Consider the following 23,032-nt stretch of genomic DNA (forward strand, 5'->3'; position numbering starts at 1 on the left):
CAGCTCCTGTTCATCCTCTATAACCGTGACGCCGAGGTCCTTGGCCTTCGTCAGTTTGCTGCCCGCGCTTTCGCCCGCGATGACGAAGTCGGTTTTCTTCGACACGCTGCCGCTGATTTTGGCCCCCAGCGCCTCCAGCTTCTTGGCCGCTTCGTCCCGCGTCATCAAGGATAGCGTTCCGGTCAACACGACGGTTTTGCCGCTGAAGATGCTGTCCGTTCTTGCCGGAGCGATCAGCTCGGCTTCCGCCTTGACGCCAAGCGCCAGCATGCGGTCGATGCTGTCCGCCCATACGGGGTCGCGGAAATAGCTATAGATGCTCTCGGCTACGATGCCGCCTACGTCCGGCAGACCGACAAGCTCCTCTACTTCGGCGGACCTGATCGCCGCGAGACTGCCGAAATGATCGGCCAGCATCTTCGTCGTCGCTTTGCCCGTATTAGGAATGCCCAGCGCGAACAGGAACGCCGCCAGATCGCGATCCTTCGACTTCTCCAGCGCTTCGAGCAGCTTGCGCGCCTTACGGTCGCCGAATCGCTCCAAGCCGATGAGACTATCGTACGACAGCGCGTAGAGGTCGGCGGGATCGCGCACGCCGCACTCGTCGAAAAGCTGCTCCGCCGTCATAATGCTGAACGACTCGATGTCCATCGCATCGCGCGAGGAGAAATGCGTGATGCGCCCGATCGTTTGCGGCCGGCAGCCGAGCTTGTTGCCGCAGAATAGGTGGGCGCCGCGGAGCTCAAGCGGCGTACCGCAGGACGGGCACTCCGCCGGGACAACGATCTCCTGCCCGGGCTCGTCGTCCGCCTTTCCCAGAATTTCCGGAATGACGTCGTTCGAGCGGCGGATAAACACAGGGGTGCCCAGCGCGAACTTCAAGTTTTTGCGTTCGATATCGCCGATATTGTTGAGCGTGCAGTTCTGGACGGTGACGCCGGCGAGATCGACGGCCTCGACGCGCGCAACCGGCGTGATTTTGCCGGTACGTCCGACTTCCCAGGACACGGACTCCAGAATCGTCGTCGTCTCTTCGGCTTCGAACTTGAACGCTACCGCCCAGCGCGGGAACTTGTCCGTGTACCCCAGCGTTTCGCGCGTGCGCATATCGGTCAATTTGACCACCGCGCCGTCAATGAGGAAATCATGCTCGTGACGGCCTGCCTCGACGCGCTCCAGCTCCGCCTGCACCTCTTCGATCGTCGACCAATAGGTCGTGTAGTCGTTCACCTTGAAGCGGTTGTCCTTCAGAAACCGGATCATTTGCTGATGCGTCTCGAACGATACGCCTTCCGCAAAACCGACATTATAGAAGAAGGCGCTCAGCTTGCGTTCCGCCGTGATTCTCGGATTCTGGTTGCGGAGCGCCCCGGCCGCCGCGTTGCGGGCATTCTTGAGCGGCTCGGCCGCCGTCGCATTGTAAGCCTCCAGCACCGACAAGTTCATGATGCCCTCGCCCTGCACTTCAATAAGCCCTTCCTTAAACGGTATGGAGAGCGGGATGGAACGGATCGTCCTCACCTGTGCCAGAATTCCCTCCCCGACAACGCCGTTGCCGCGCGTGGAAGCCTGCACGAGATGGCCGCCGTCATACGTCAAATTCAGCGTGAGGCCGTCAAACTTCAGCTCGATCGCATAGGACGGATCGGGAAGCGGCACCGCATCCGGATTTTTGGCGTTGTAATCGGCGATCGCTTTGCTTACCCGCGCGTTCCATGCCAGCAAATCTTCCGCGTCCTGCGCCTTGTCGAGACTCCACAACCGGGCGCGATGGCGATGCGGCTCGAAGCCTTTCAAAATATCGCCGCCTACCCGCTGCGTCGGCGAATCGGGATACGCTTGCCCGCTTTGCTGCTCGAGCCGTACGAGCTCGTCATAGAGCTCGTCGTACTGCTTGTCGCTGATCGTCGGCCGATCAAGCGAGTAATAATTGTAATTGTGGACCGCCAGCAGGTCGATCAGCGCTCGCATGCGAAGTTGTTGCGCCGAATCGGCGTTCGATCCCGGTTCCATCGCAGTCGTCATGGACGTCCTCCCTCTCGTTTACATTCATCGTTTCGATCGGAGATCGAAAACATGGCTATACCTTCTCAATCGGAGCATGCGCGGCAAGCAGCTTCCTGATGCCCGTCGGCGCCGCGAATGCGACCTGGATCTCCTGCTTGTCGCCCGTTCCGCGAACGTCGACGACCGTGCCGATCCCCCACTTGCCATGGGAAACCTTGTCGCCCACGGTGAAGTTCACGCCGGCCGCGCCGCCCGCAGCCGCGGTCCTGCCCGGAAGAACGGGACGCGACGGATCCACGACGCGCACGCCGCTGCCGCCGTTCGCTGCCGGGGCTCCCGGACGCTGCGGCGCTGCGGCTCCGCCGCGGTAACCGAATCCGTTGCCGGTCGGGCTGCCTGTACGCCCGCCTCCGAAGCCGCCGCCGGCGCCTCCGCCTATCGACCGGCTTCGACCGGCCGGCGAAGCATCGGACTTGAGCTCATCCGGCACCTCGCGCAAAAACCGCGACGGCATATTGGCATTCGTCCGCCCAAAGAGCGTACGCATCCGCGCGCAAGTGAGAAACAGCTGTTTCTCGGCGCGGGTAATGCCCACGTACGCGAGACGGCGTTCTTCCTCCAGCTCGTCGTTGTCGTTCAGCGCACGGCTGTGCGGGAAGACGCCTTCCTCCATGCCGATAATGAAGACGATCGGGAACTCCAGGCCTTTGGCGCTGTGCATGGTCATCAGCACGACCGCGTCCTTCACGCCGCCTTCCGGCTCGTCTTCGTCCATGGAGTCGATGTCGGCGATCAGCGCGAGATCCGTCAGGAACGATACGAGCGACTTATCTTCGTTGCGCTTCTCGAAGTCTTGGGTAACGGAGAGGAACTCGTCGATATTCTCGAGGCGCGCCTTCGATTCCAGCGTATTCTCGCGCTGCAATTCCTCGCGGTAGCCGCTCATCTCCAGCACCTTCTCCGTCAATTCCGTCACGGACAAGTAATCGACCATGCGCGTCAGGTTATGAATCATCTCCTGGAACTCGCGGAGCGCCGTGCGGGCGCGTCCCGTCACGTCCAGCCAATCCAGCTGCTCCAGCAGCGCGAAGACGGACACGCCGCGAACGCCCGCTTCCTCCAGCAGCTTCGTTACCGTCGTGTCGCCGATGCCCCGCTTCGGCACGTTGACGATCCGTTGGAAGCAGACGTCGTCGTCCGGATTGGAAATCAGCCGCAGGTAGGCCAGCAGATCCTTGATCTCTTTGCGGTCGTAGAACTTGACGCCGCCGACGATCTGGTACGGAATGTCGGATTTGATGAGCGTTTCCTCGATTACCCGCGATTGGGCGTTCGTGCGGTACAATATGGCATGATCGGCAAATTTGCGCCCTTTATTCACTTGCTGGCGAATTTGTCCCGTGACGAAATAGCCTTCGTCATGTTCCGTGTCGGCTTGATAGACCAGGATGGCTTCGCCTTCGCCCTGGTCGGTCCACAGCTTCTTGTCCTTGCGGGAGCTGTTCAGCTTGATGACGGCGTTCGCCGCGTTCAGGATATTCGCCGTCGAGCGGTAATTCTGTTCCAGCAGGATCGTCTTCGCTTCCGGATAATCTTCCTCGAAGTTCAAAATATTCGTAATGTCCGCGCCCCGCCAACGGTAAATCGACTGGTCGCTGTCGCCTACGACGCAAATGTTGTGGTGCTTGTCGGCAAGCATGTTGCACAGCATGTACTGCGCGCGGTTCGTATCTTGATACTCGTCGACGTGGATATAGCGGAATTTATTCTGATAGAAGGCCAGCACGTCCGGCTCGTCCTTGAACAGCTGGATCGTCTTCATGATGAGGTCGTCGAAATCGAGCGAGTTGTTGCTCTTCAGCTTCTTCTGGTACATCGCGTACACTTTGGCCGCGATGCCTTCGAAATAATCCCCGATCTTCAGCTCGAACTGCTCGGGCGTGACCAGCTCGTTCTTTGCGCCGCCAATCGCCGCCTGCACGCTCTTCGGTTCGAATTTCTTCGTGTCGATGTTCAATTCCTTCATGCAATTGCGGATGACCGACAATTGGTCGGCGGAATCCAGGATCGAGAAGCTGTTCGTAAAGCCGATCCGGCCGATGTCCCGGCGCAAAATGCGCACGCACATCGAGTGGAACGTGGATACCCAAATATCTTGCGCGGACGGACCGACAAGGGCGCCTACCCGCGTCTGCATTTCTCTCGCCGCTTTATTCGTAAAGGTAATCGCCAGGATGCTCCACGGCGCTACGCGTCTCTTCTCCATCAAATACGCAATGCGGTGCGTTAACACGCGCGTCTTGCCGCTTCCCGCTCCCGCCATAATGAGCAGCGGCCCTTCTGTCGCTTGAACGGCTGCGCGCTGCGGCGGGTTCAATTTGCTGACAGCTTGATCGATGCTAAATTCATTCAACATAGTGAACATAAACTCCTTTGTTCGCATTTGTTCGCCTATCATCCAGTCTAGACAACCGTGCGGGATGTGTCAATTAGAGGTTGGAGGAAAAGAAAAACGGCATTGAAACGAAGGACCGCCGTCTGTTGCCCGATTCGTCGTCAAAGCCGTTTCGTATATCGCCCGTCCTGCCGCCTATCGGCCGAACGGCACTTCCGCAACCGCGGCGACCGTCGCCAAGGCCGCCTCCAAGTCTTCATAGATGATGTTGCCGACGATGACGGTATGCGCCGCCGCCGCCGCTTCGCGCGCTTTGCCGGCGTTGTCGATGCCGCCGCCGTAGAATACTTGCGCGCCGGAAGCCAGTCTTGCCGCCCGCTTCACCAGCTCCATGTCGCCGAACTTCCCGCTGTACTCCAGGTAGATGATCGGCAGCCGCATCAGCCTGTCGGCCATATAGACATGCGCCGCCAACGTCTCCGCGTCCAGCGGCGACCGGGCGCCGGTCAGCTTGGCGGCTTCGGCATCCGCGTTCAGAATCAAGTAGCCCTCCGCCGACGTGTCTTCCCATGGAATGAAAGCCCCCCATTTGCGGAGCGCTTCGACCTGCCTGCCCGCCAGCCATTCCGCCCGATCGGTGTTGAGCACGAGCGGGATGAAATAGTGGTCGAAGCCGGGAACGGCCGCCTCCTCGCTTGAAACCTCCAGCGCGCAGGGCACTTCATACCGCCGGATGCGGGACATGAGGTCTACCGTATTGTCGAACGTCACGCCCGTCGATCCACCGACGATCACCGCGTCCGTGCCGGACATGCATACGGCTTCCAGCCGCCCGTCGCTGATTTCGCGGTCCGGATCAAGCTTAAAGACATGCCGCCAATTCTCGTAAATCGCTTGCACGTTCACATGATACCTCCATCGCCTTGCTAGCTGCTTCGCGCATTGCTTCGCATCTTAAATATTTAATGCCTCGATGCGCTGAATAACCGCGAATTCGTTCGGATAAATCATCATATATTCCGTCAATCCGACCATGCGGAACAGCTTCTCGTAATGAGGCGTCACGCCCCAAGAGAACGTATGGACGCCAGCCTTGCTTCCCATGCGGGCAAGCCGGATCAGGACGGCCATGCCGCCGCTGTTGATGTACTCCACCTTCGTCAAATCCAGCGCCAGAAAACGAATGCCCAGGCCCAGCTCCTTCTGCTGTTCAAGGCCCGCGAGCAGCGTCGCCTCCGCCGATTTCGTCAGCTCGCCGCTCAGCTCAAGCACGACGCCGCTAGGAAATTTACGCGTATGCATCGAAAACGATTGTTCTGCCACTGTCTTAATCCCCTCTGCTATATAGACTGCCCATCGGGAGCGTTTCTCGGTTGGCGCATAAAATAAAGCTCGATATAAAAGCCTCTCTCGTCTCTTCCCGTCGTCCAATAATCGGCAAGCGAATCGATCATGACCAGCCCCCAGCCGCGCGGGTCTTCCGATTCCAGCTTCTTGTGCATCTCTTCCTCGTCCCGGGAAAGGCGCGGGAAGAAGCCGCCGCCTTCGTCGTACACGCGGCAAACGGCCAGCATGCCGCCGATTTGGGCGATGACGGTCACGTATTGGTTCGGCTGCAGCTTGTTACCATGTTCAATGGCGTTAATCATCGCCTCGCAAATCGCGCTTTGCGCGTCTTCCCGGATATCGCATTCCGGCCACCGCTCTCCCATCCAGTCGCCGATCTTCATGGCAATGAGCCGCTCGGCGCCCAATTGGCTGCGCACCGACCATTCCCGCGACAAGAACGGATTATCGAACGGAACGGACGACGTGCCCTGCTCGCCCGACGCCAAGTTCAGCTTCGCGAGCACGCTGCCGTACTCGCCGGCCAGCTCGAGCACGACGACCGTCCGGTCGTCTTGGCCGGGGCCGCATTCCAGGTCGACCCGGGAAAGCCACTCGTCGATGACCTCCGCCAGGTCCGCTGCCGAATTCCAGGTGGACAGCTCGGCCTCCAAGCCTTCGAAGCTGTACATCTCCCCATGGCGGTTAACGGCCTCGATCAATCCGTCGGTATACAGCAGGAACCGGTCCCCGCTCTCCAGCTGCAGGGTGATTTCTTCGTAAGCCGCGTCCGGATCGATGCCGATCGGAAGCGAGCTGCAGTCAAGCGGCTGAAACCTTCCGTTCTTCGCAACGACGTAAGGCGATAAATGCCCGGCGCTCGCATACTGCACCTGGTTGTTCGTCAGATCGATGACGCCGACTCCGATCGTCACGGAGCCTTCCTCGCCCATCGCTTCGCACAGCTGGCGGTTCATGCGCGCCAGCACCTCGGAAGGGCTGCCGCTGCGCCGGATTTCAGAACGGAAGACGAGCAGCTGCGCGGACATGAGCAGCGCGGCCGGCAAGCCTTTGCCGGATACGTCGCCGATCATGATGGCAAATCGGCTCGGGCCGAGCGACACGACGTCGTAGAAATCCCCGCCCACTTCGCGGTACGAGCGGCAGCGGGCCGCGATCCGGTACGATCCGATCGTCAAATCGCCCGGCGGCAGCAGCTTCTGCTGGACGTTGTAGGCGAGCTTCAATTCCCGCTCCAGCGAATCGTACTCCCGATTCATCCGGTTCTGCAGCTCCTTGAAGGCGATCGCCAGCTCTCCCGCTTCGTCATGCAGCATTTCCGCCACTTCGTGCCGGGGAAGCCCGTAGCCGCCGACCAGTCCGCGGATGCCGCGAATCAAGCCGCGCAGCTCCTGTCTGAATTGCATCGTTACGTAGCTGAATAAACTTAAGCCCATTATAAAATAAAACAATGCGATGATGCCAAATTTATACGGATCCATCGGCTCATGCGGCCTTGCGGTCACGAAAGCAAGCTGGAGCAGACTGAGAATGGTTACGATAAACGTGCATGCGTACGTGATGACCAGCGGCTGCGCGAACGAGGCGCGGCCGTCGAACCCGCTCGGCAGCGGCTGCAGGCGCATGAGCACCGGCCGGAGCAGGCGGCGTACCGAATTAAACAGCGCGATCGCCAAGAAAATGAACAAGCTCTGCTCGCCGACGACCGTTCCGAGTACCTGAAGGCCGTCCGTCTCATAGCGCATATCGTATAAGAGGTCCTTGCCGTGACAGACTGCCGAGAACAGCAGGCCGAACAGCACGATGCCATACAGGAGCTCGTATGGCAGCCGATACAGCCGGCGCAGCGCCGTATGGATGCCCGTCTCCTGCGCAGACTCGGCCGCCGGCGCGCCATTGAACGACAATACGCCGAACGCCGGCAACAGCCGCACGGCCGAGACGCAAAGCAGCGTCAACCCGAGCACCAGGGCGCCCAGGCCGGCGATAACCGGCGAGAACGGGAACATCGCTTCGAAGTGGGAATCCAGCATCGACTCCGCTTGCGCGATGAGGACGCCCGCGAACATCGTCAGCAAATAGACGGCCAGCAGGCGATTAAGCAGCGCAGCGTTCTCATAAATCGGATGTTTCTTGATTTGGTCTGCCTTCGGGCGGTCTTTGGGCTGCGACTTCGCGTCCGTCTTCAGCTCTGAATTCAGCTCCATAGCAGTCGTTTAACCTCTTCCCGCGGCTCGATGCCGAGCTCTTCCTTGCAAATGCGCTCAAGCCTGCGATACCAGCCGATCGCCTCCACGCGCCGCAAACTGCGCAGACAGAGCCGGATCATCGCTTCATAAGCCTCTTCTTGTTCCGGCCGCAGCGCGATCCAATCCGACAGGCGCTGTTCCTCCCGCGCGTCGTCGTTCAACTCGCCGTAGTAAGCCGCGAGCCGCCTGAGCATGCCCGTCTGCCTGTCCATCAGCTGTTCCCGCACCCGTTCCAGCCATTCGGCATAAGGAAGCTCCGTCGCCAGCACCCCGTACAGCGGAATCGCCTTCTCGAAGAGGCGCACCGCCTCTTCCCGGTCATCCGTCCAGAGCTGGTCGCCGACGCGGGACAAGGTTAAGAACGTCTCGACGTCCACCGAGTCGACCGCCTGCTCCGATATGGCGATCACGCCGCGCTTGGCGAAGACAGCATCCTCGTGAAGCCCGGCTTCCTTCAGCGCGGAGCGCAAGTCATGGAGCGTGACATATAACTGGTTGGATCGCTTCGCGTGATCGCCCTCGCCGAACACCCGCTCGATCACTTGCTCCTTATTCGATTTATAGCCCTGCTGCAGGAGCAGATAAACGAATAACTCGCCCGCTTTCCGCCGCCTCCATACCGGCTCGGCATACTGGCCGTCTTCTTTGTTGAAGGCGATTCCGCCGAACAGCTTGACCCGCCATCTCGGACTGACGATGAGCGGCGACTCCGGATGCTTGCCGGTTATGCCCGCCGCGCGCAATTCGGCGGCCAATTGCTCGATCGCGGGCGTGGAGACGATCTGCCGCTGCCGTTCCAATTGCCGGAGGCCTTCCGCCGCATCGTCGAGCCGGCCTTCCTTCAACTGCCGTTTGACCGCCGCCGCCGCGGCATAGATGCCGCTCTCGATATCGTCGGCCAGTTCCTCCGGCAGCCGCTCGGCCGCCTTCTTCAACAGGACCGCTTTGGCCAGGTAGGCATAGCGGACGGGAAGCCGGTCGCATAAGCTTTCGTTAAGATCGGCGCTTGTCAGCACGCGCACGACGTCTCCGGTCAGCGCATCCTCCTCCGTACGGCGCTTCAGCCAGTTCATCCAGAACGTCCAGTCCGGATGCGACCGGTTCCGCGGATCGAAAATCAGCCCATCCAGCAGCACGAAGCCCGTCCACAGCGGCCTTCCCTCTTCCCGGAACCGTTCCGCGGCAGCCATGAGCAGCCCGCGCGCCTCTTCCATCCGGACGGCGAGCTCCTCCGCATTCGCGGCCGCACGGGCCAGCGCCCAGGGAACGAAGCCGCTGCAGTTCTCCGGGTTGCGCTTCCATTCCTGCTCCAGCTGGGATAAGAACGGCTTCGACTCATGCTTGTCGCCGACTTGAATATATAAGAGACCGAGCATGGCCATCATCGTCAGCATCGAAGATTCATCGGCCTGCGCGGCGAATCCCCGCAGCGCGGCCTCCAGTCGTTTCTTCGATCCCGCAAGCTGCCCGTGGAGCAAACCGATTTCGCATTCCACGCGAAGGAGAAGAGGGGATTTCATCCGGATCTCCGCCGGAATGGCCAGAAGCTGCTCCATCGGCGGCATCTGCCCGTCCAGAATCGCTTGCTCCGCGTTCATTACTTGGCCTAACCATTGTTGCTGCATCGGTACGTCATTCCGGTTTTGCTTCATTATGCATCCTCACCGCGCTTCGTTTATTAACTGGCGGACACGGAAATTGCAATCCACCGTTCGACTCATTCATCACGCTAACTGTTGCTACTATTCGCGTCCGCGGCCCGAATTCCTCTCTATACTGTCGAAGTATGATAGAAATAAGTAAGCATTCAATGGCCTATAACCCAATAAATGGCATATGGCAATCCTATTAAAAAAGAGAGACCCAGTTCCAGGTCTCTCGGGCGATGCGTTATTTTACCAGTTGCCCTCTCGTCACGCCAAGCTGATTGATGGCTTTCAGGCTGCGCCACACTTGCGTGCCGCCGATTCGCCCCGCAAGCGCGTCGCTGTACAGCTCGATGACCTCTTCTACTTTATCGGCCGTCTCTTCCAGAAATTCAATACGGAACGACTTCACGCCCAGGTCCCGGAACTGCACCATGTATTCCGCACCGGACTGCTCGATCGCATTGTAGACGGTGTTCCGGCAGCCCTCGTCGACCCGCACGGGGTGAGCCATGCCGATCCGGTCCTGCAGGGATGCGCGGTGCTCCTCGCACGGACGCCCGCAGTTCGTATAGTCCGTCCCTTCGCTCATGAAGGTACAGTAGACGCAATGCTCCGTATGGAACATCGGCAAATGCTGGTGAATGACGACCTCGGTCCGCGACGTGTCGCTGGTGCGCAGCAAATCGAACATCTGCTGCACGTTCAGGTCGTACGACGGCGTAATGAGGCTGCAGCCGGCGTCCAGGAACAGATCGGACGCCTTATGGTTCGCCACGTTGAGCGAGAAGTCCCCGATCAGCTGCGGGAACGCCTCGTTCGGGCGGGCCGCCTTCGCGCGCAGGTAATAAAAGAGCGCGCCCGTATTGCGCACGAGCACCGCATCCGGCTTCAACTTGAGAATGTTGGCGTGATAGCCGTTCTCGCCAGGCATATGGATCCGCGGCGTCGCCAAGGCGATCGGCTTGCCCGCGCTCCGCGCAAGCTCCATCGCGGCGGGGAATTGCTTGATGAACTCGAAATCGGCATACACCATGCCGACTTTCTCGGAACGCACCGCCGCTTCCAGCTGCGGCAAGCTGCGGCAGAGCACCGTCAGCTTGGCCGGCCCATCCGCCGGCACGCGCTGTGCAGCCGCGCTGCCGAGCGCACCGCGTGCGGCGGCTGCGCCGCCATGCGCGTCGTCGTAGACCTCGACGTCGCGCTTCACGTACGCAGGCGGCTTCGGACGTTCGCCCGTGAGCGCATCCGCGGCCTCGCGGCGCATCCGGTTCAGCTCGCGCATCGGCACGATCAGGTCGCCGCGCAGCTCCGCGTCCAGCTGCTCCAGCTGATAAACCGTGCCGCCGAGCCGGCCGAACTGCTCGCGCAGCAGCGCTTCGTCCATCGGCCGCTTCTCCGCATGCTCGAGCGGCAGCTCGGAGACGATCTCGATCGAGTTGCCCTTCTGGACGTCGGTCCACCAGGTGCGGAGCGGTTGACCCGCCTCGCCTTCGACTTTCACGTTCAGCGGGAACACCCGGTACGGCTTATCCGTCTCGAACGTGGCGCGCAGCCGCTTGTCCAGGGCCGGGTCGCTCGTCTTCCAGACGCGGTCGCCGACATGGACGCGGCGCAGGTCGACATCGTTGCGGCCGGGCACGAGCTCCAGCACGGTTCCTTCCTGGGCCTCCCCTTCCAGCTTGACGCCTTGCCGACGCACATCGTAGACGCGGCCGCCCTCTTCCTTCTTCGTCGGATCGCCGGCGTCGAACACGATGCCGTCCCCGCGCTTCAGCGGCGCTTCGATGCGGATGACGACGGCATCGCGCAGGATGCGTTCCACGCGGCCGAGATAGACGCCGCGGCTCTTCGGAAACGTGCCTTCCACGAGCTTCTTGTTGTTCGTGCCCTCCAGGAAGCCGTGGGTAAACCCGCGCGAGAAGCTCTGCTGCAGCTCGCGCAGTTCTTCCTTGGACGGCGCGGAGCGGTCGCCGTCGAAATATTTGTCGATCGCCCGGCGATACTTGCTCACGACGTTGGCCACGTACTCGGGACTTTTGAGGCGGCCCTCGATTTTAAACGACGTCACGCCCGCCTCGATCAGCTCCGGCATGAGCTCGACGGCCGCGAGGTCCTTCGGCGAGAGCAGATACGCCACGTCGCCCATCGGCTTCACTTCGCCGTCCACCATCAGGTCGTACGGCAGCCGGCACGCTTGCGCGCACTCGCCGCGGTTGGCGGAGCGCCCGCCCCACATCTCGGACGTCAGGCATTGTCCCGAGTAGGATACGCACAATGCGCCGTGCACGAACACTTCCATCGGCAGCTTCGCCTGCTCGCCGATCGTCTTGATTTGCTTCAGATTATTCTCCCGGCCAAGCACGACGCGCTCAATGTCGAAGGGCTTCGTGAACTCCACCGCTTCCGGCGACGTGATCGTCATCTGCGTGGATCCGTGAATCGGGAAGTCCGGCGACAGCTCGCGGATCAGCTTCACGAGCCCAAGATCCTGAACGATGACCGCGTCGACGCCGGCACCGATACACGATTCGATCAGCCGTTTCGCGTCCTCCAGCTCGTTCTCGAACACCAATATATTGAAGGTCAGAAACCCTTTCACGCCGTAGCTATGCAGAAAAGCCATGATCTCGGGCAGCTCGTCCGTCTGGAAATTGTTCGCCCGCGCCCGCGCGTTGAACTTCTCCACGCCGAAAAAGATCGCATCGGCACCGTTCGCGACGGCCGCGCGCATGCAGTCCCAATCGCCTGCGGGAGCGAGCAGCTCGACATCTTGCCGTTTCAAAATTGTCATGTAAACTTCCGCCATCCTATCTTTCAAATCGCATATTTTCTTTCAGTTTACCAGAGCGGGCGCGCAAACAAAAGCGAACGCGGCGCAGGGAACGGCTGGGGCTGCAATAGTTTTTGCCGCTCAACCCGTTCCTCCGCAGATCCCGACCTCTTTGCTAGGATTCCCCTTTTCCTCGCGCTTCAACATCCGTACATAATAATACACGTTCAATTCAATATAATTTAGGTAGGAATCATTAAAACTGTATAATTATAGAAGCTTTTCCCGCAGGATAAGCGGTTTCATTTTTGTCCTTTATGTATGCATTTTTGTCATTGGACCCAAGGAATCTTACCCTTGGAAATTGCCCATGCTATAATGAATGCAGACTCACAGTACATATTTTTGGGAGGTAACTATACACATATGAAACTCGGCGTATTTTCCGTTCTATTCGCGCAGAAGTCGTTTGAAGAATCGTTGGACTACATCGCATCCAAAGGCCTTGACGCCATCGAAATCGGCACAGGCGGCTACCCTGGCAACGCACATTGCGATCCGGACGTGCTGCTGGCCGACGAAAGCAAGCTGAAAGCGTTCAAGGACGCGATCGACGCACGCGGTCTGACGATCAGCGCACTGAGCTGTCACGGAAACCCTCTGCACCCGCAGAAAGCGATCGCCAGCGAGCATGACGCCGTCATCCGCAAAACGATTCAACTCGCTGCCAAGCTGGGCGTTCCTGTCGTCAACACGTTCTCCGGCTGCCCGGGCGACCACGAGGATGCCAAGTATCCGAACTGGCCGGTAGCGCCATGGCCGAACGATTACCAAGAAATTCTCGACTGGCAGTGGGAGAACAAAGTAATCCCGTACTGGACGGAAATCGGCAAGCTGGCAACGGAAAACAACGTGAAAATCGGACTCGAGCTGCACGGCGGCTTCTCCGTTCACACGCCCGCAACGCTCCTTCGCCTGCGCGAAGCGGCTGGCGAAGCAATCGGCGCCAATCTTGACCCAAGCCATATGTGGTGGCAGGGCATCGATCCGGTTCAAGCGATCCACATCCTGGGCCGCGCCGGCGCGATCCACCACTTCCATGCCAAAGACACGTCGATCGATCCGATCAACGTCAACCGCCACGGCGTAACGGACATGCAGTCCTACACGCTGATGCTTGACCGCGCTTGGCAGTTCCGCACGGTCGGCTACGGTCACGACATGAAGGTATGGTCCGACATCATCAGCGCGCTGCGTCTTGTCGGCTACGACTACGTCGTCAGCATCGAGCACGAAGACGGCCTGATGTCCGTTGACGAAGGCTTCTCGAAAGCCGTGCAAAACCTGCAATCCATCCTGATCCGCGAGCCGCTCGGCGAAATGTGGTGGGTATAAGACCACGCATCCCCAGGCACGCGAAGAAGCTCCGGCCAGCTGGCCGGAGCTTCTTTCTTACGCGCATACGCAATGACGCCGCAACCAACGGCAAGCCGCTGCCCATGCAAAAAGCCGCCGCGATCTTGACGTTCAAGATCGCAGGCGGCTTTATTATTCCGTCCGTTCATCTATGTGCGAAACGGTTTTTACGAAATCCAGACTTTGAAGATCATAACGTAGTTCGCGAACGCGAATACAAGCAGCGCTACCGTTGTAAATCCAATCGCAAATAGGTTTTTCTTTGTTTTTGCCGTAAGCAATCGAATCCATCCGATGAAAATTACAATCGTAAACAGCAGCATCATAATATCCATGGGATCGAACTTTGCGAGTGCTGTTGATGCGGTTTCAGCAAGAAACATATGTGAGATCCTCCTTCATTTTCGCACGTAGCCTATGTTATCTATGTTAGCCTCATCACGAGCGCGATGCAAGTCACATTCGACAATCGTAACAAGTTTGTCACCTTTTTCTGGGAAGGACCGTTTTATTATAATCAGACTCGTCTTTAAATATAACAAAGTCTTATAAAACATTGCCTGCTTCTCATTGTGGCATGCTATGAATTATGGTACATTCTAATGTAGCGATATCATACGAAATTCATCGGAATTTGTCGATTAACCGACTGCCGGGCGACATTACACAAAGGGGACAAACGAAAAATGGCATATGAAGCCGTATGGATGAACGACCCTTCCAAGCTCAATAAATTCGAGTTTGTTAAAGCGGAAAAAGACGGTCTTGACGTCATCCGCACCATTATCGACAAGTATTCCAAGGAAGGCTATGCTTCCATTCCCGAGGACGATATGAACCGGTTCAAGTGGGCCGGCGTGTATGAGCAGAAGCCTAGAGACGGCTATTTCATGATGCGCATCCGGATCAACACGGGCATTATGACTTCCGCTCAGGCGCGCGCGCTCGCTTCCATCGGACGCGACTACGGCCGCGACTTGATCGACGTAACGACGCGCCAAGCGATTCAATACCACTGGCTGAAAATCGAAGATATGCCCGACATCTTCAAACGGTTGGAAGCCGTCGGCCTCTATTCGTACGAAGCATGCGGCGACTGCCCGCGCACGATCGTCGGCAACCCGCTTGCCGGCATCGACCGCGACGAGCTGATGGACACGCGCGAAATCGTCGAGCAAGTCAATGATTTCTACTTGATGAACCGCGACTTCTCCAACTTGCCGCGTAAATATAAAATGTCCATTTCGTCCAACATCTATAACAACGCGAATGCCGAGATCAACGACCTGGCGTTCGTGCCGGCCTCGAAGGTCATCGACGGCGAAGAAGTTATCGGCTTCCACGCTTATGTCGGCGGCGGCCTGTCCGCAAAGCCTCACATGGCGAAAGAACTGGACATGTTCGTGCGTCCGGAGGACGTGCTGAAAGTATCCATCGGCGTAACGACGATCTTCCGCGACTACGGTTACCGCGAGAAGCGTCATCAAGCCCGCTTGAAATTCCTGGTCGCCGATTGGGGTCCGGAGAAGTTCCTCGAGAAGCTGAAGGCAATCATCGGCGACATGCCATCCGCCGGCACGAACAGAGTCGTCGGCTGGAATGCCGTCTACTACGACGGCGTGTATCCGCAGAAGGAAGCAGGCCTGAACTTCATCGGCTTGAACGTTCCTGTCGGCCGTACGAATTCCACGGAGCTGGAACAGCTCGCCGATGCAGCCGACGAGTTCGGTGACGGCAAGATCCGTACGACGATGTCGCAGAACATCATCCTCGCCGGCATTCCGGACGAGAAAGTGGAAGCGGCGCTGCAAGTGCCGGTGCTGCAGCGTCTGTCGCCGAATGCGAAGCCGTTCATGAGCCGTACGGTTTCCTGCACGGGCAACGAGTTCTGCAACCTGGCAGTCGTCGAGACGAAAGAACGCGCGCTTCGCGTTGCGGAGTACCTGGATCATCACGTTCAGCTGGACGAGAAAATCCGGATTCACTTCATCGGCTGCCCGAACGCTTGCGGCCAGAAGCATATTGCCGATATCGGCCTGCAGGGCGCGCTCGTGAAAACGCCTGAAGGCATGGTCGATGCGTTCGATATCGCCGTCGGCGGTATTCTTGGCCCTGGCGCGAAGTTCAACCAATCGCTGAAAGGCCGCGTCAAAGGCGACGAACTGGGCGGCGTGCTCGTTCAACTCATCCACTTCTACAAAGAAGGACGCGAATCCGGCGAGTCGTTCCATAACTTCGTCAATCGCGTCGGCGTACCGGCATTCCAAGAACGGTTGACCACGATACTGGCTGGTTAATATCAAGATGGAAACGAAAGTCCCGGGGGACATGCCCCCCGGGACTTTCGTGCTGAATACCGTATTAACCGTTTGCTCCGGCACGAACAAAAGGGATTGCCCGCTCGCGATTGAAATCGGAGCAGGCAATCCCTTTGCTATAGTCGTCTTGCGCGCGTCTCCCCAGGCGCGTGGTTATGCCCGGAAGACGCTATGCGCGGAAGGCGTCGTACGTCAGGAGACAATCCCTTTGCGGTCGGCCCCTGCTCCCGCCGGCTGCTTGCTGCCAGGCCTGGGATTAATGTTCGGCCCCTGCGGCAACGCCTTCCAGTTCTTCCTGCCGGGCAATTGTCCGTTCGCGGTCGCGCTCGAGAACCGGCTTCAAATACCGTCCGGTGTACGAGCCTTCGACTTTCACGACCTCTTCCGGCGTACCGGTAGCCACGATCGTTCCGCCGCCGTTGCCGCCTTCCGGACCGAGGTCGATGAGGTAATCGGCCGTCTTGATCACGTCCAGGTTGTGCTCGATGACGAGCACCGATTCTCCGGAATCGACGAGGCGGTGCAGCACGACAAGCAGCCGGTCTATATCGTCGACATGCAAGCCGGTCGTCGGCTCGTCGAGAATATAGAGCATCTTGCCGGTGCTGCGGCGGTACAATTCCGCCGCGAGCTTGACACGCTGCGCTTCGCCGCCGGACAGCGTCGTTGCCGGCTGACCGAGGTTCATATAACCGAGGCCGACGTCCAGCAGCGTCTGAAGCTTGCGGTGAATCCGCGGCACATTGCGGAAGAACTCGCAGGAATCCTCGATCGTCATTTCCAGCAGGTCCGCGATGCTCTTGCCTTTGTACTTCACGTCCAGCGTCTCGCGGTTATAGCGCTTGCCTTTGCAAACTTCGCACGGCACATAAACGTCGGGAAGGAAATGCATCTCGATCTTGATGATGCCGTCTCCGCGGCATGATTCGCAGCGGCCGCCCTTCACGTTGAAGCTGAAGCGGCCCTTCTTGTAGCCGCGCACCTTCGCTTCGTTCGTCGATGCGTACAGGTCCCGAATATCGTCGAACACGCCGGTGTACGTCGCCGGATTGGAGCGCGGCGTGCGGCCGATCGGCGATTGGTCGATGTCGATGACCTTCTCGACATGCTCCAGACCGCGGAGCTCCTTGTACTCGCCAGGGCGAACCTTGGCTTTGTTAAGATCGCGGGCCAGCGTCTTGTACAGGATTTCGTTGACAAGCGTCGACTTCCCCGAACCCGAGACGCCCGTTACCGCCGTGAACACGCCAAGCGGAAACTTCGCGTTAACGCCGCGCAAGTTGTTCTCCTTCGCGCCGCGCACCTCAAGCCACTTGCCGTTCGTCTCGCGGCGCTTCAACGGAACCGGAATGAACTTGCGTCCGCTTAAGTAGGCGCCCGTCAACGAATTCTCGTCCGCCATGACTTCCTCCGGCGTTCCCATGGCGACGACTTGGCCGCCATGAATGCCCGCGCCCGGGCCGATGTCGATAATGTAATCGCAGGCGAGCATCGTATCCTCGTCATGCTCGACGACGATCAGCGTATTGCCGAGATCGCGCATATGCTCGAGCGTCTGGATCAGCTTGTCGTTGTCCCGCTGATGAAGACCGATGCTCGGCTCGTCGAGAATGTAGAGAACGCCCATCAAGCTCGAGCCGATCTGCGTCGCCAAGCGAATCCGCTGCGCTTCTCCGCCCGAAAGCGTGCCCGCCGCGCGGTTCAGCGACAAATATTCCAAGCCGACGTTCACGAGAAAGCCCAGCCGGCTGTTGATCTCCTTCAGGATCAGATGCGCGATAAGAAGCTCCTTCTCCGTCAGCTCGAGGCCGTTGAAGAACCGCTCCGCTTCGCCGATGGACAATCCCGTCACATACGAAATGTTCTTGCTGCCGATCGTAACGGCCAAGCTTTCTTTCTTCAGACGATGGCCTTTACAGCCGGAGCATGGCTTGGCGCTCATGTACTGCTCGATAAATTCGCGAATGCCGTCCGAACCGGTATCCCGGTAACGGCGCTCCAGGTTGTTCACGATGCCTTCGAAAGGCACCAGCGCTTCCTTGGAATGGCCGAAATCGTTCTCGTAGCGGAAGCGAACGCGTTCGCCGCCCGTGCCGTACATCAGCTTCTTCATCTGCTCCGCCGTCAGCTCGCTGACCGGAACATTCCGCGGAATGTTGAAATGCCGGCATACCGCCTCCAGAAATTGCGGGTAATAGTTCGACGTGCTGCCCGCCCATGCCTCGAAGGCCCCGCCTTCGATCGTCTTGCTTGGATCCTGCACGAGCAGATCGGGGTCGACGATCATCTTGGCGCCCAAGCCGTCGCAATCCGGGCATGCCCCGTACGGGCTGTTGAACGAGAACATCCGCGGAGCCAGCTCGTCGATGCTGAAGCCGCAGATCGGACAAGCCAGGTTCGAGCTGAACAGCAGCTCTTCCTTCTCCATCACGTCCACGAGCACCTGACCGCCGGACAGCTTCAGCGCGGTCTCGAGCGAATCCGCCAGACGGCTGTGAATATCGTCCTTCACGACGATCCGGTCGACGACGACCTCGATGTTATGCTTCTTGTTCTTCTCCAGCTCGATGGTCTCGCTCAGCTCGCGCAGCTCGCCGTTCACGCGAACCCGCACGAATCCCTGCTTCTGCACGTCCGCCAGCAGCTTGGAATGCTCGCCCTTGCGGCCCGAGACGATCGGGGCCAGAATTTGCAGGCGTGTACGTTCCGGGTACTCCATGATGCGGTCGACCATCTGCTCGACCGTCTGCGACGTAATTTCGATGCCGTGCTCCGGGCAATGCGGCTTGCCGACCCGCGCGAACAGCAGACGCAAATAATCGTAAATTTCCGTTACCGTGCCGACGGTGGAACGCGGATTGCGGCTTGTCGTCTTCTGGTCGATGGAGATCGCCGGCGACAGACCGTCGATGGAGTCGACGTCGGGCTTCTCCATCTGGCCGAGAAATTGACGCGCGTAAGCGGACAACGACTCCACGTACCGGCGCTGCCCTTCAGCGTAGATGGTATCGAAAGCCAGGGAAGACTTGCCGGAGCCGCTCAGCCCCGTCAGAACGACGAACTTATCGCGGGGAATCGTTACGTCGATGTTCTTGAGATTATGGGCTCGCGCCCCTTTGATTACGATCGAATCACTAGCCACTGTGTTACCTCTCCTCCCGGCCTATAGGCCCAACTCCGCTTTAAGCTCAAGCAGCGCGTCGCGAAGCTCCGCAGCGCGTTCGAACTGCAGGCTCTTGGCCGCTTCCTTCATCTCCGCTTCCAGGCGCTGCAGCAGCGCCTGGCGCTCTTTCTTCGACATCTTCTCTGCCCCGATGCCCGTCAAATAATCGCTCTTCTCTTCGGCGGCCTTCGTCGCCTCGATGACGTCATGCACTTTCTTGCGGATCGTCTGCGGCGTAATGCCGTGCTTCTCGTTATAGGCGGTCTGTATGGCGCGGCGGCGCTCCGTCTCGCCGATAGCGGTCGCCATGGAATCCGTTATGCGGTCCGCGTACATAATAACCCGGCCTTCGGCGTTGCGCGCCGCGCGGCCCATCGTTTGAATGAGGGAGCGCTCCGAACGAAGGAAGCCTTCCTTGTCCGCATCCAGGATGGCTACGAGCGAAACTTCCGGCAAGTCCAAGCCTTCCCGCAGCAGGTTGATCCCGACGAGCACATGGAACGTGCCGATCCGCAAATCCCGCAGAATGGCCAGACGCTCCAGCGTCTTGATGTCGGAATGCAGATAGCGCACCTTGATGCCTACATCCTTCAGGTAGTCCGTCAAGTCTTCCGACATCTTCTTCGTCAGCGTCGTGACGAGGACGCGCTCGTCCTTGGCGATCCGGTCGCGGATCTCGCCAAGCAGGTCGTCGATCTGCCCCTTCGTCTTGCGCACTTCGACGATCGGATCGACCAGTCCGGTCGGACGGATGATCTGCTGGATCATTTCCGGACAATGCTCCAGCTCGTAAGGGCCCGGCGTAGCCGACACGTAAATGGCCTGCTTCACCTTCGCCTCGAATTCCTCGAAACGAAGCGGCCGGTTGTCCATGGCGGACGGCAGCCGGAAGCCGTGCTCCACGAGCACTTCCTTCCGCGCGCGGTCGCCGTTGTACATCGCGCGGATCTGCGGAAGCGTAACATGGGATTCGTCGATGACGATCAGCATATCGTCGGGGAAATAGTCCATCAGCGTGTACGGCGTCGCGCCCCGCTCGCGGAACGTGAGCGGTCCCGAGTAGTTCTCGATTCCGCTGCAGAAGCCCATCTCCTGCATCATCTCGAGATCGTAGCGCGTCCGCTGCTCGAGCCGCTGCGCCTCCAGCAGCTTCCCGTTCGCATGAAGCTCCGCAAGCCGTTCTTCCAGCTCCCGCTCGATATTCTTAATGGCGATCTTCATCGTATCTTCGTGCGTGACGAAGTGAGACGCCGGGAAGATGGCGACATGATCGCGTTCGCCGACGATCTCGCCGGTCAGGACGTCGATCTCGGTAATGCGCTCGATCTCGTCGCCGAACAGCTCCACGCGAATGGCCCGCTCGCTGCCCGCAACCGGGAAAATCTCGACGATATCGCCCCGGACGCGGAACGTGCCGCGGATGAAATTGATGTCGTTGCGCTGGTATTGAATGTCGACGAGCTTGTGGAGAATGGCGTCGCGCGGTTTCTCCATGCCGACGCGGAGGCTCAGAACGAGCTTCCCGTACTCGATCGGAGAACCGAGGCCGTAGATGCAGGACACGCTCGCGACGATGATGACGTCCCGCCGTTCGAACAGGGAGCTTGTCGCGGAGTGCCGCAGTTTGTCGATCTCGTCATTGATGCTGGAGTCCTTCTCAATGAACGTATCGGAGGAAGGGATGTAGGCTTCCGGCTGATAATAATCATAATAGCTGACGAAATAGGAGACCGCGTTGTCCGGGAAAAACTCCTTGAACTCGCTGCAAAGCTGCGCCGCCAGCGTCTTGTTATGCGCGATGACAAGCGTGGGCCGGTTCAGCTTCGCGATCGTATTGGCGATCGTGTACGTCTTCCCCGTCCCTGTCGCGCCGAGCAGCGTCTGGTGCATCATGCCCGCTTCTACGCCGTTCACGAGCTGCCGGATCGCCTCCGGCTGATCGCCTTGCGGCGTATAGTCCGATTTGAGCGCGAAAATCCCGCCTTGTTCCTGCCGTTCAACCATGAATTCGCTACACCCCGATCCTATGTCTTCTATGAAAACGCCTATTAGCTTGTATACCCAATATATCGCTAAAAAATAGACGGTTCTTGCAATTCTGTACAGTAGGGACTTGCATAAGAATATGTGTTCCCATTCTTGTTCATTATACCGTTTTCCAATCGGCGTTGCAATGCGCGGTTCTTCTTTCCACAACCGGCAATTGTTCGCAAACGCGCAAAGAAAAACCCCGGTCCATGTCGTCGTCGGCGGCATGGACCGGAGTTTTGCGGTAAGGGATTATAAAGAGGAAGACGCCGACGCCTTGCTGTTCCGGCTCTTGGCCGTCCGCTTGCGAAGCAGGTCGAACAGCGATGCCGGCGAAGCGGCGGCGTAGAATCCGGCATGATCGTCCGGCGACAGCACGACGCCGAGCTGATGATGCTCGCCCGCAAACCTGGCGCGCTGCACGAATTTCACATGCCCTTCCAAATTGATCGCTTCCAATTTGCAGAACGCGGAATTGAGATGGAGCGCCGCGTGGAGCTCTTCTTTCGTCAACACCCTCGCTCCGTTGACCTTCTGGATAATCTCTCCCGCCTGCAGCCCCATCGCTTCGGCCGGCGTGCCGGGAATGACGGCCAGGATCCGCAAGCCGCGGTCATCGTGCACGTAGAGCGGAGAATTCGCGTCTTCCTTGTAGTAGCTGACCGCAACCAGCGCTTCGTGCAGCAGCAGCGCGCACAGCGCCGCGGCAAGCATGACCGGCTCCCAGAAGGAGGCCGCGATAGCAGCAGCGCCTAAGATCAGGCCGTAGAGCAGCAGCGCCTTTGACGCGCTGCGGGCTTTCGCCGCCGGCAGCATCGTCCTGGTCAGCTCCGTGAATCCGATCATCATCGGAAAGCCGATCATCGTCGCGCCGTGGCTCCAAGCCGCGCCGTCCCCGAGCAGCAGCGGCCAAGGCAGATCCACGCCTCCGCCGCCCGCGGCAGCCGGCACGAGTAGCAGCATCGGCACGGGCCAATAGCCTTGCAGCATATAGCCGCCGATTAATTTGCCGCGCTTCCCTTCAAGGAACAGCGGGCTCGCGAACCGCGCCCCCTGCCAGCGGACCAGCAAGCCTTCGGCGATATGCATCAGGGCGACAAGGACGAGCAGCCCCGGGATATCCAGCCCGCCGATCGAGCGGGCGGCGGTTCCGATCCAGTCTCCCCTGGCGTCCAGCGACGTCCAGCCCAGCCCCCACTGCAGCAGGCCGAGCATCCCCGCGCTGTAAGCGAAGCACAAGTAACGCACCCGTACGAGCAGCAGAACGACCGCCGTTCCCCACAGCCACAGCACGGCTTCGCCGTCGACCGTTACGCCGAGGAACGCCCCGACCAGCGTAATGGCGACGCCGACCGCAAGTCCGGCGAGCATCGTTCGGGCAAGCTGGTTCGGCCAAGCGTGAAGCCGCACGTGAAACAGCCTGCGTTCCAGCCGCGTCTGGCGAAAATACTGCAGCATGATGAGCAGTACGCCAATATAGTAGAACGGGGATAGCAGCAGCCCCAGCGCCGCCGATCCCGCTAATCGAAGCCAATCCATAGCCGCGTCCAATCGCTTCACTCCCCCAAGCTTTCTTGAACCAAGGTGAACAGGCTGCCGCCGGCCACCGGGCGGCGCAGCGCGAATCATTCCGAAGAAACAGAAAAAAAAGAAGGCTGTATTCCCAACAAACGGAATACCAACCTTCTTC

At 59.3% G+C, this 23,032-nt stretch carries 13 protein-coding genes (1 of these 13 cut by a window edge); 2 read left to right on the forward strand and 11 right to left on the reverse strand.

What is annotated here, in order from left to right; genetic code table 11:
• The 7 genes from ligA to GXP70_RS27955 form a co-directional block, all read right to left on the reverse strand.
• On the reverse strand, window positions 1–1,971 hold the 5' portion of the coding sequence (gene ligA / locus GXP70_RS27925) for an NAD-dependent DNA ligase LigA (RefSeq protein ID WP_162360717.1). The gene continues 21 nt to the left of window position 1, outside the view; 1,971 of the gene's 1,992 nt are visible here — the first part of the coding sequence; its start codon is at window positions 1,969–1,971; the stop codon falls past the left edge of the window.
• Between the two features lie 109 nt (window positions 1,972–2,080).
• Window positions 2,081–4,423, reverse strand: coding sequence for a DNA helicase PcrA (pcrA, locus tag GXP70_RS27930; protein ID WP_162359895.1), 2,343 nt, complete (start codon window positions 4,421–4,423; stop codon window positions 2,081–2,083).
• A 174-nt stretch (window positions 4,424–4,597) separates the two neighbouring features.
• Window positions 4,598–5,302, reverse strand: a complete 705-nt coding sequence (locus GXP70_RS27935; protein WP_162360718.1) for a heptaprenylglyceryl phosphate synthase — start codon at window positions 5,300–5,302, stop codon at window positions 4,598–4,600.
• Window positions 5,303–5,356: 54 nt separating this feature from the next.
• Window positions 5,357–5,725: an STAS domain-containing protein gene (locus tag GXP70_RS27940; RefSeq protein WP_225442582.1), complete on the reverse strand. Its 369-nt coding sequence runs from the start codon at window positions 5,723–5,725 to the stop codon at window positions 5,357–5,359.
• Window positions 5,726–5,742: 17 nt separating this feature from the next.
• A complete protein-coding gene (locus GXP70_RS27945) occupies window positions 5,743–7,956 on the reverse strand; it encodes an ATP-binding SpoIIE family protein phosphatase (protein ID WP_162359897.1) in 2,214 nt (737 codons plus the stop codon).
• Entirely contained in the window at window positions 7,947–9,650 is a 1,704-nt protein-coding gene (locus GXP70_RS27950; RefSeq protein ID WP_162359899.1) for an AfsR/SARP family transcriptional regulator, read from the reverse strand. The genes GXP70_RS27945 and GXP70_RS27950 overlap by 10 nt, the downstream gene beginning before the upstream one ends.
• A gap of 238 nt (window positions 9,651–9,888) precedes the next feature.
• On the reverse strand, window positions 9,889–12,438 hold the full coding sequence (locus GXP70_RS27955; RefSeq protein WP_162359901.1) for a U32 family peptidase: 2,550 nt from the start codon (window positions 12,436–12,438) through the stop codon (window positions 9,889–9,891).
• 405 nt (window positions 12,439–12,843) lie between these two features.
• Here GXP70_RS27955 and GXP70_RS27960 point away from each other — a divergent pair, with 405 nt between their 5' ends.
• Window positions 12,844–13,812: a sugar phosphate isomerase/epimerase family protein gene (locus tag GXP70_RS27960; RefSeq protein ID WP_162359902.1), complete on the forward strand. Its 969-nt coding sequence runs from the start codon at window positions 12,844–12,846 to the stop codon at window positions 13,810–13,812.
• 188 nt (window positions 13,813–14,000) lie between these two features.
• Here the strand turns inward: GXP70_RS27960 and GXP70_RS27965 are convergent, their stop codons facing one another.
• Complete coding sequence (locus GXP70_RS27965) at window positions 14,001–14,216, reverse strand: hypothetical protein (protein ID WP_162359904.1); 216 nt, start codon at window positions 14,214–14,216, stop codon at window positions 14,001–14,003.
• A gap of 303 nt (window positions 14,217–14,519) precedes the next feature.
• Here GXP70_RS27965 and GXP70_RS27970 point away from each other — a divergent pair, with 303 nt between their 5' ends.
• Window positions 14,520–16,130: a nitrite/sulfite reductase gene (locus GXP70_RS27970; protein WP_162359906.1), complete on the forward strand. Its 1,611-nt coding sequence runs from the start codon at window positions 14,520–14,522 to the stop codon at window positions 16,128–16,130.
• A 277-nt stretch (window positions 16,131–16,407) separates the two neighbouring features.
• Here the strand turns inward: GXP70_RS27970 and uvrA are convergent, their stop codons facing one another.
• The 3 genes from uvrA to GXP70_RS27985 all read right to left on the reverse strand — a co-directional run bounded on the left by uvrA (window position 16,408) and on the right by GXP70_RS27985 (window position 22,893).
• Window positions 16,408–19,293, reverse strand: a complete 2,886-nt coding sequence (gene uvrA, locus GXP70_RS27975; RefSeq protein ID WP_162359908.1) for an excinuclease ABC subunit UvrA — start codon at window positions 19,291–19,293, stop codon at window positions 16,408–16,410.
• A gap of 21 nt (window positions 19,294–19,314) precedes the next feature.
• Entirely contained in the window at window positions 19,315–21,318 is a 2,004-nt protein-coding gene (gene uvrB, locus GXP70_RS27980; protein WP_162359910.1) for an excinuclease ABC subunit UvrB, read from the reverse strand.
• Window positions 21,319–21,594: 276 nt separating this feature from the next.
• Window positions 21,595–22,893: a PDZ domain-containing protein gene (locus GXP70_RS27985; RefSeq protein WP_225442583.1), complete on the reverse strand. Its 1,299-nt coding sequence runs from the start codon at window positions 22,891–22,893 to the stop codon at window positions 21,595–21,597.
• Window positions 22,894–23,032: the final 139 nt, after the last annotated feature.

This window comes from Paenibacillus lycopersici, assembly GCF_010119935.1.
GTDB lineage: Bacteria > Bacillota > Bacilli > Paenibacillales > Paenibacillaceae > Paenibacillus_Z > Paenibacillus_Z lycopersici.

Coding starts and splice junctions, on each gene's coding strand:
- pcrA (WP_162359895.1), bottom strand. CDS start 4,423: ATGTTGAATGAATTTAGCATCGATCAAGCTGTCAGCAAATTGAACCCG.
- GXP70_RS27965 (WP_162359904.1), bottom strand. CDS start 14,216: ATGTTTCTTGCTGAAACCGCATCAACAGCACTCGCAAAGTTCGATCCC.
- GXP70_RS27970 (WP_162359906.1), top strand. CDS start 14,520: ATGGCATATGAAGCCGTATGGATGAACGACCCTTCCAAGCTCAATAAA.
- GXP70_RS27950 (WP_162359899.1), bottom strand. CDS start 9,650: ATGAAGCAAAACCGGAATGACGTACCGATGCAGCAACAATGGTTAGGC.
- GXP70_RS27955 (WP_162359901.1), bottom strand. CDS start 12,438: ATGACAATTTTGAAACGGCAAGATGTCGAGCTGCTCGCTCCCGCAGGC.
- GXP70_RS27945 (WP_162359897.1), bottom strand. CDS start 7,956: ATGGAGCTGAATTCAGAGCTGAAGACGGACGCGAAGTCGCAGCCCAAA.
- GXP70_RS27960 (WP_162359902.1), top strand. CDS start 12,844: ATGAAACTCGGCGTATTTTCCGTTCTATTCGCGCAGAAGTCGTTTGAA.
- uvrB (WP_162359910.1), bottom strand. CDS start 21,318: ATGGTTGAACGGCAGGAACAAGGCGGGATTTTCGCGCTCAAATCGGAC.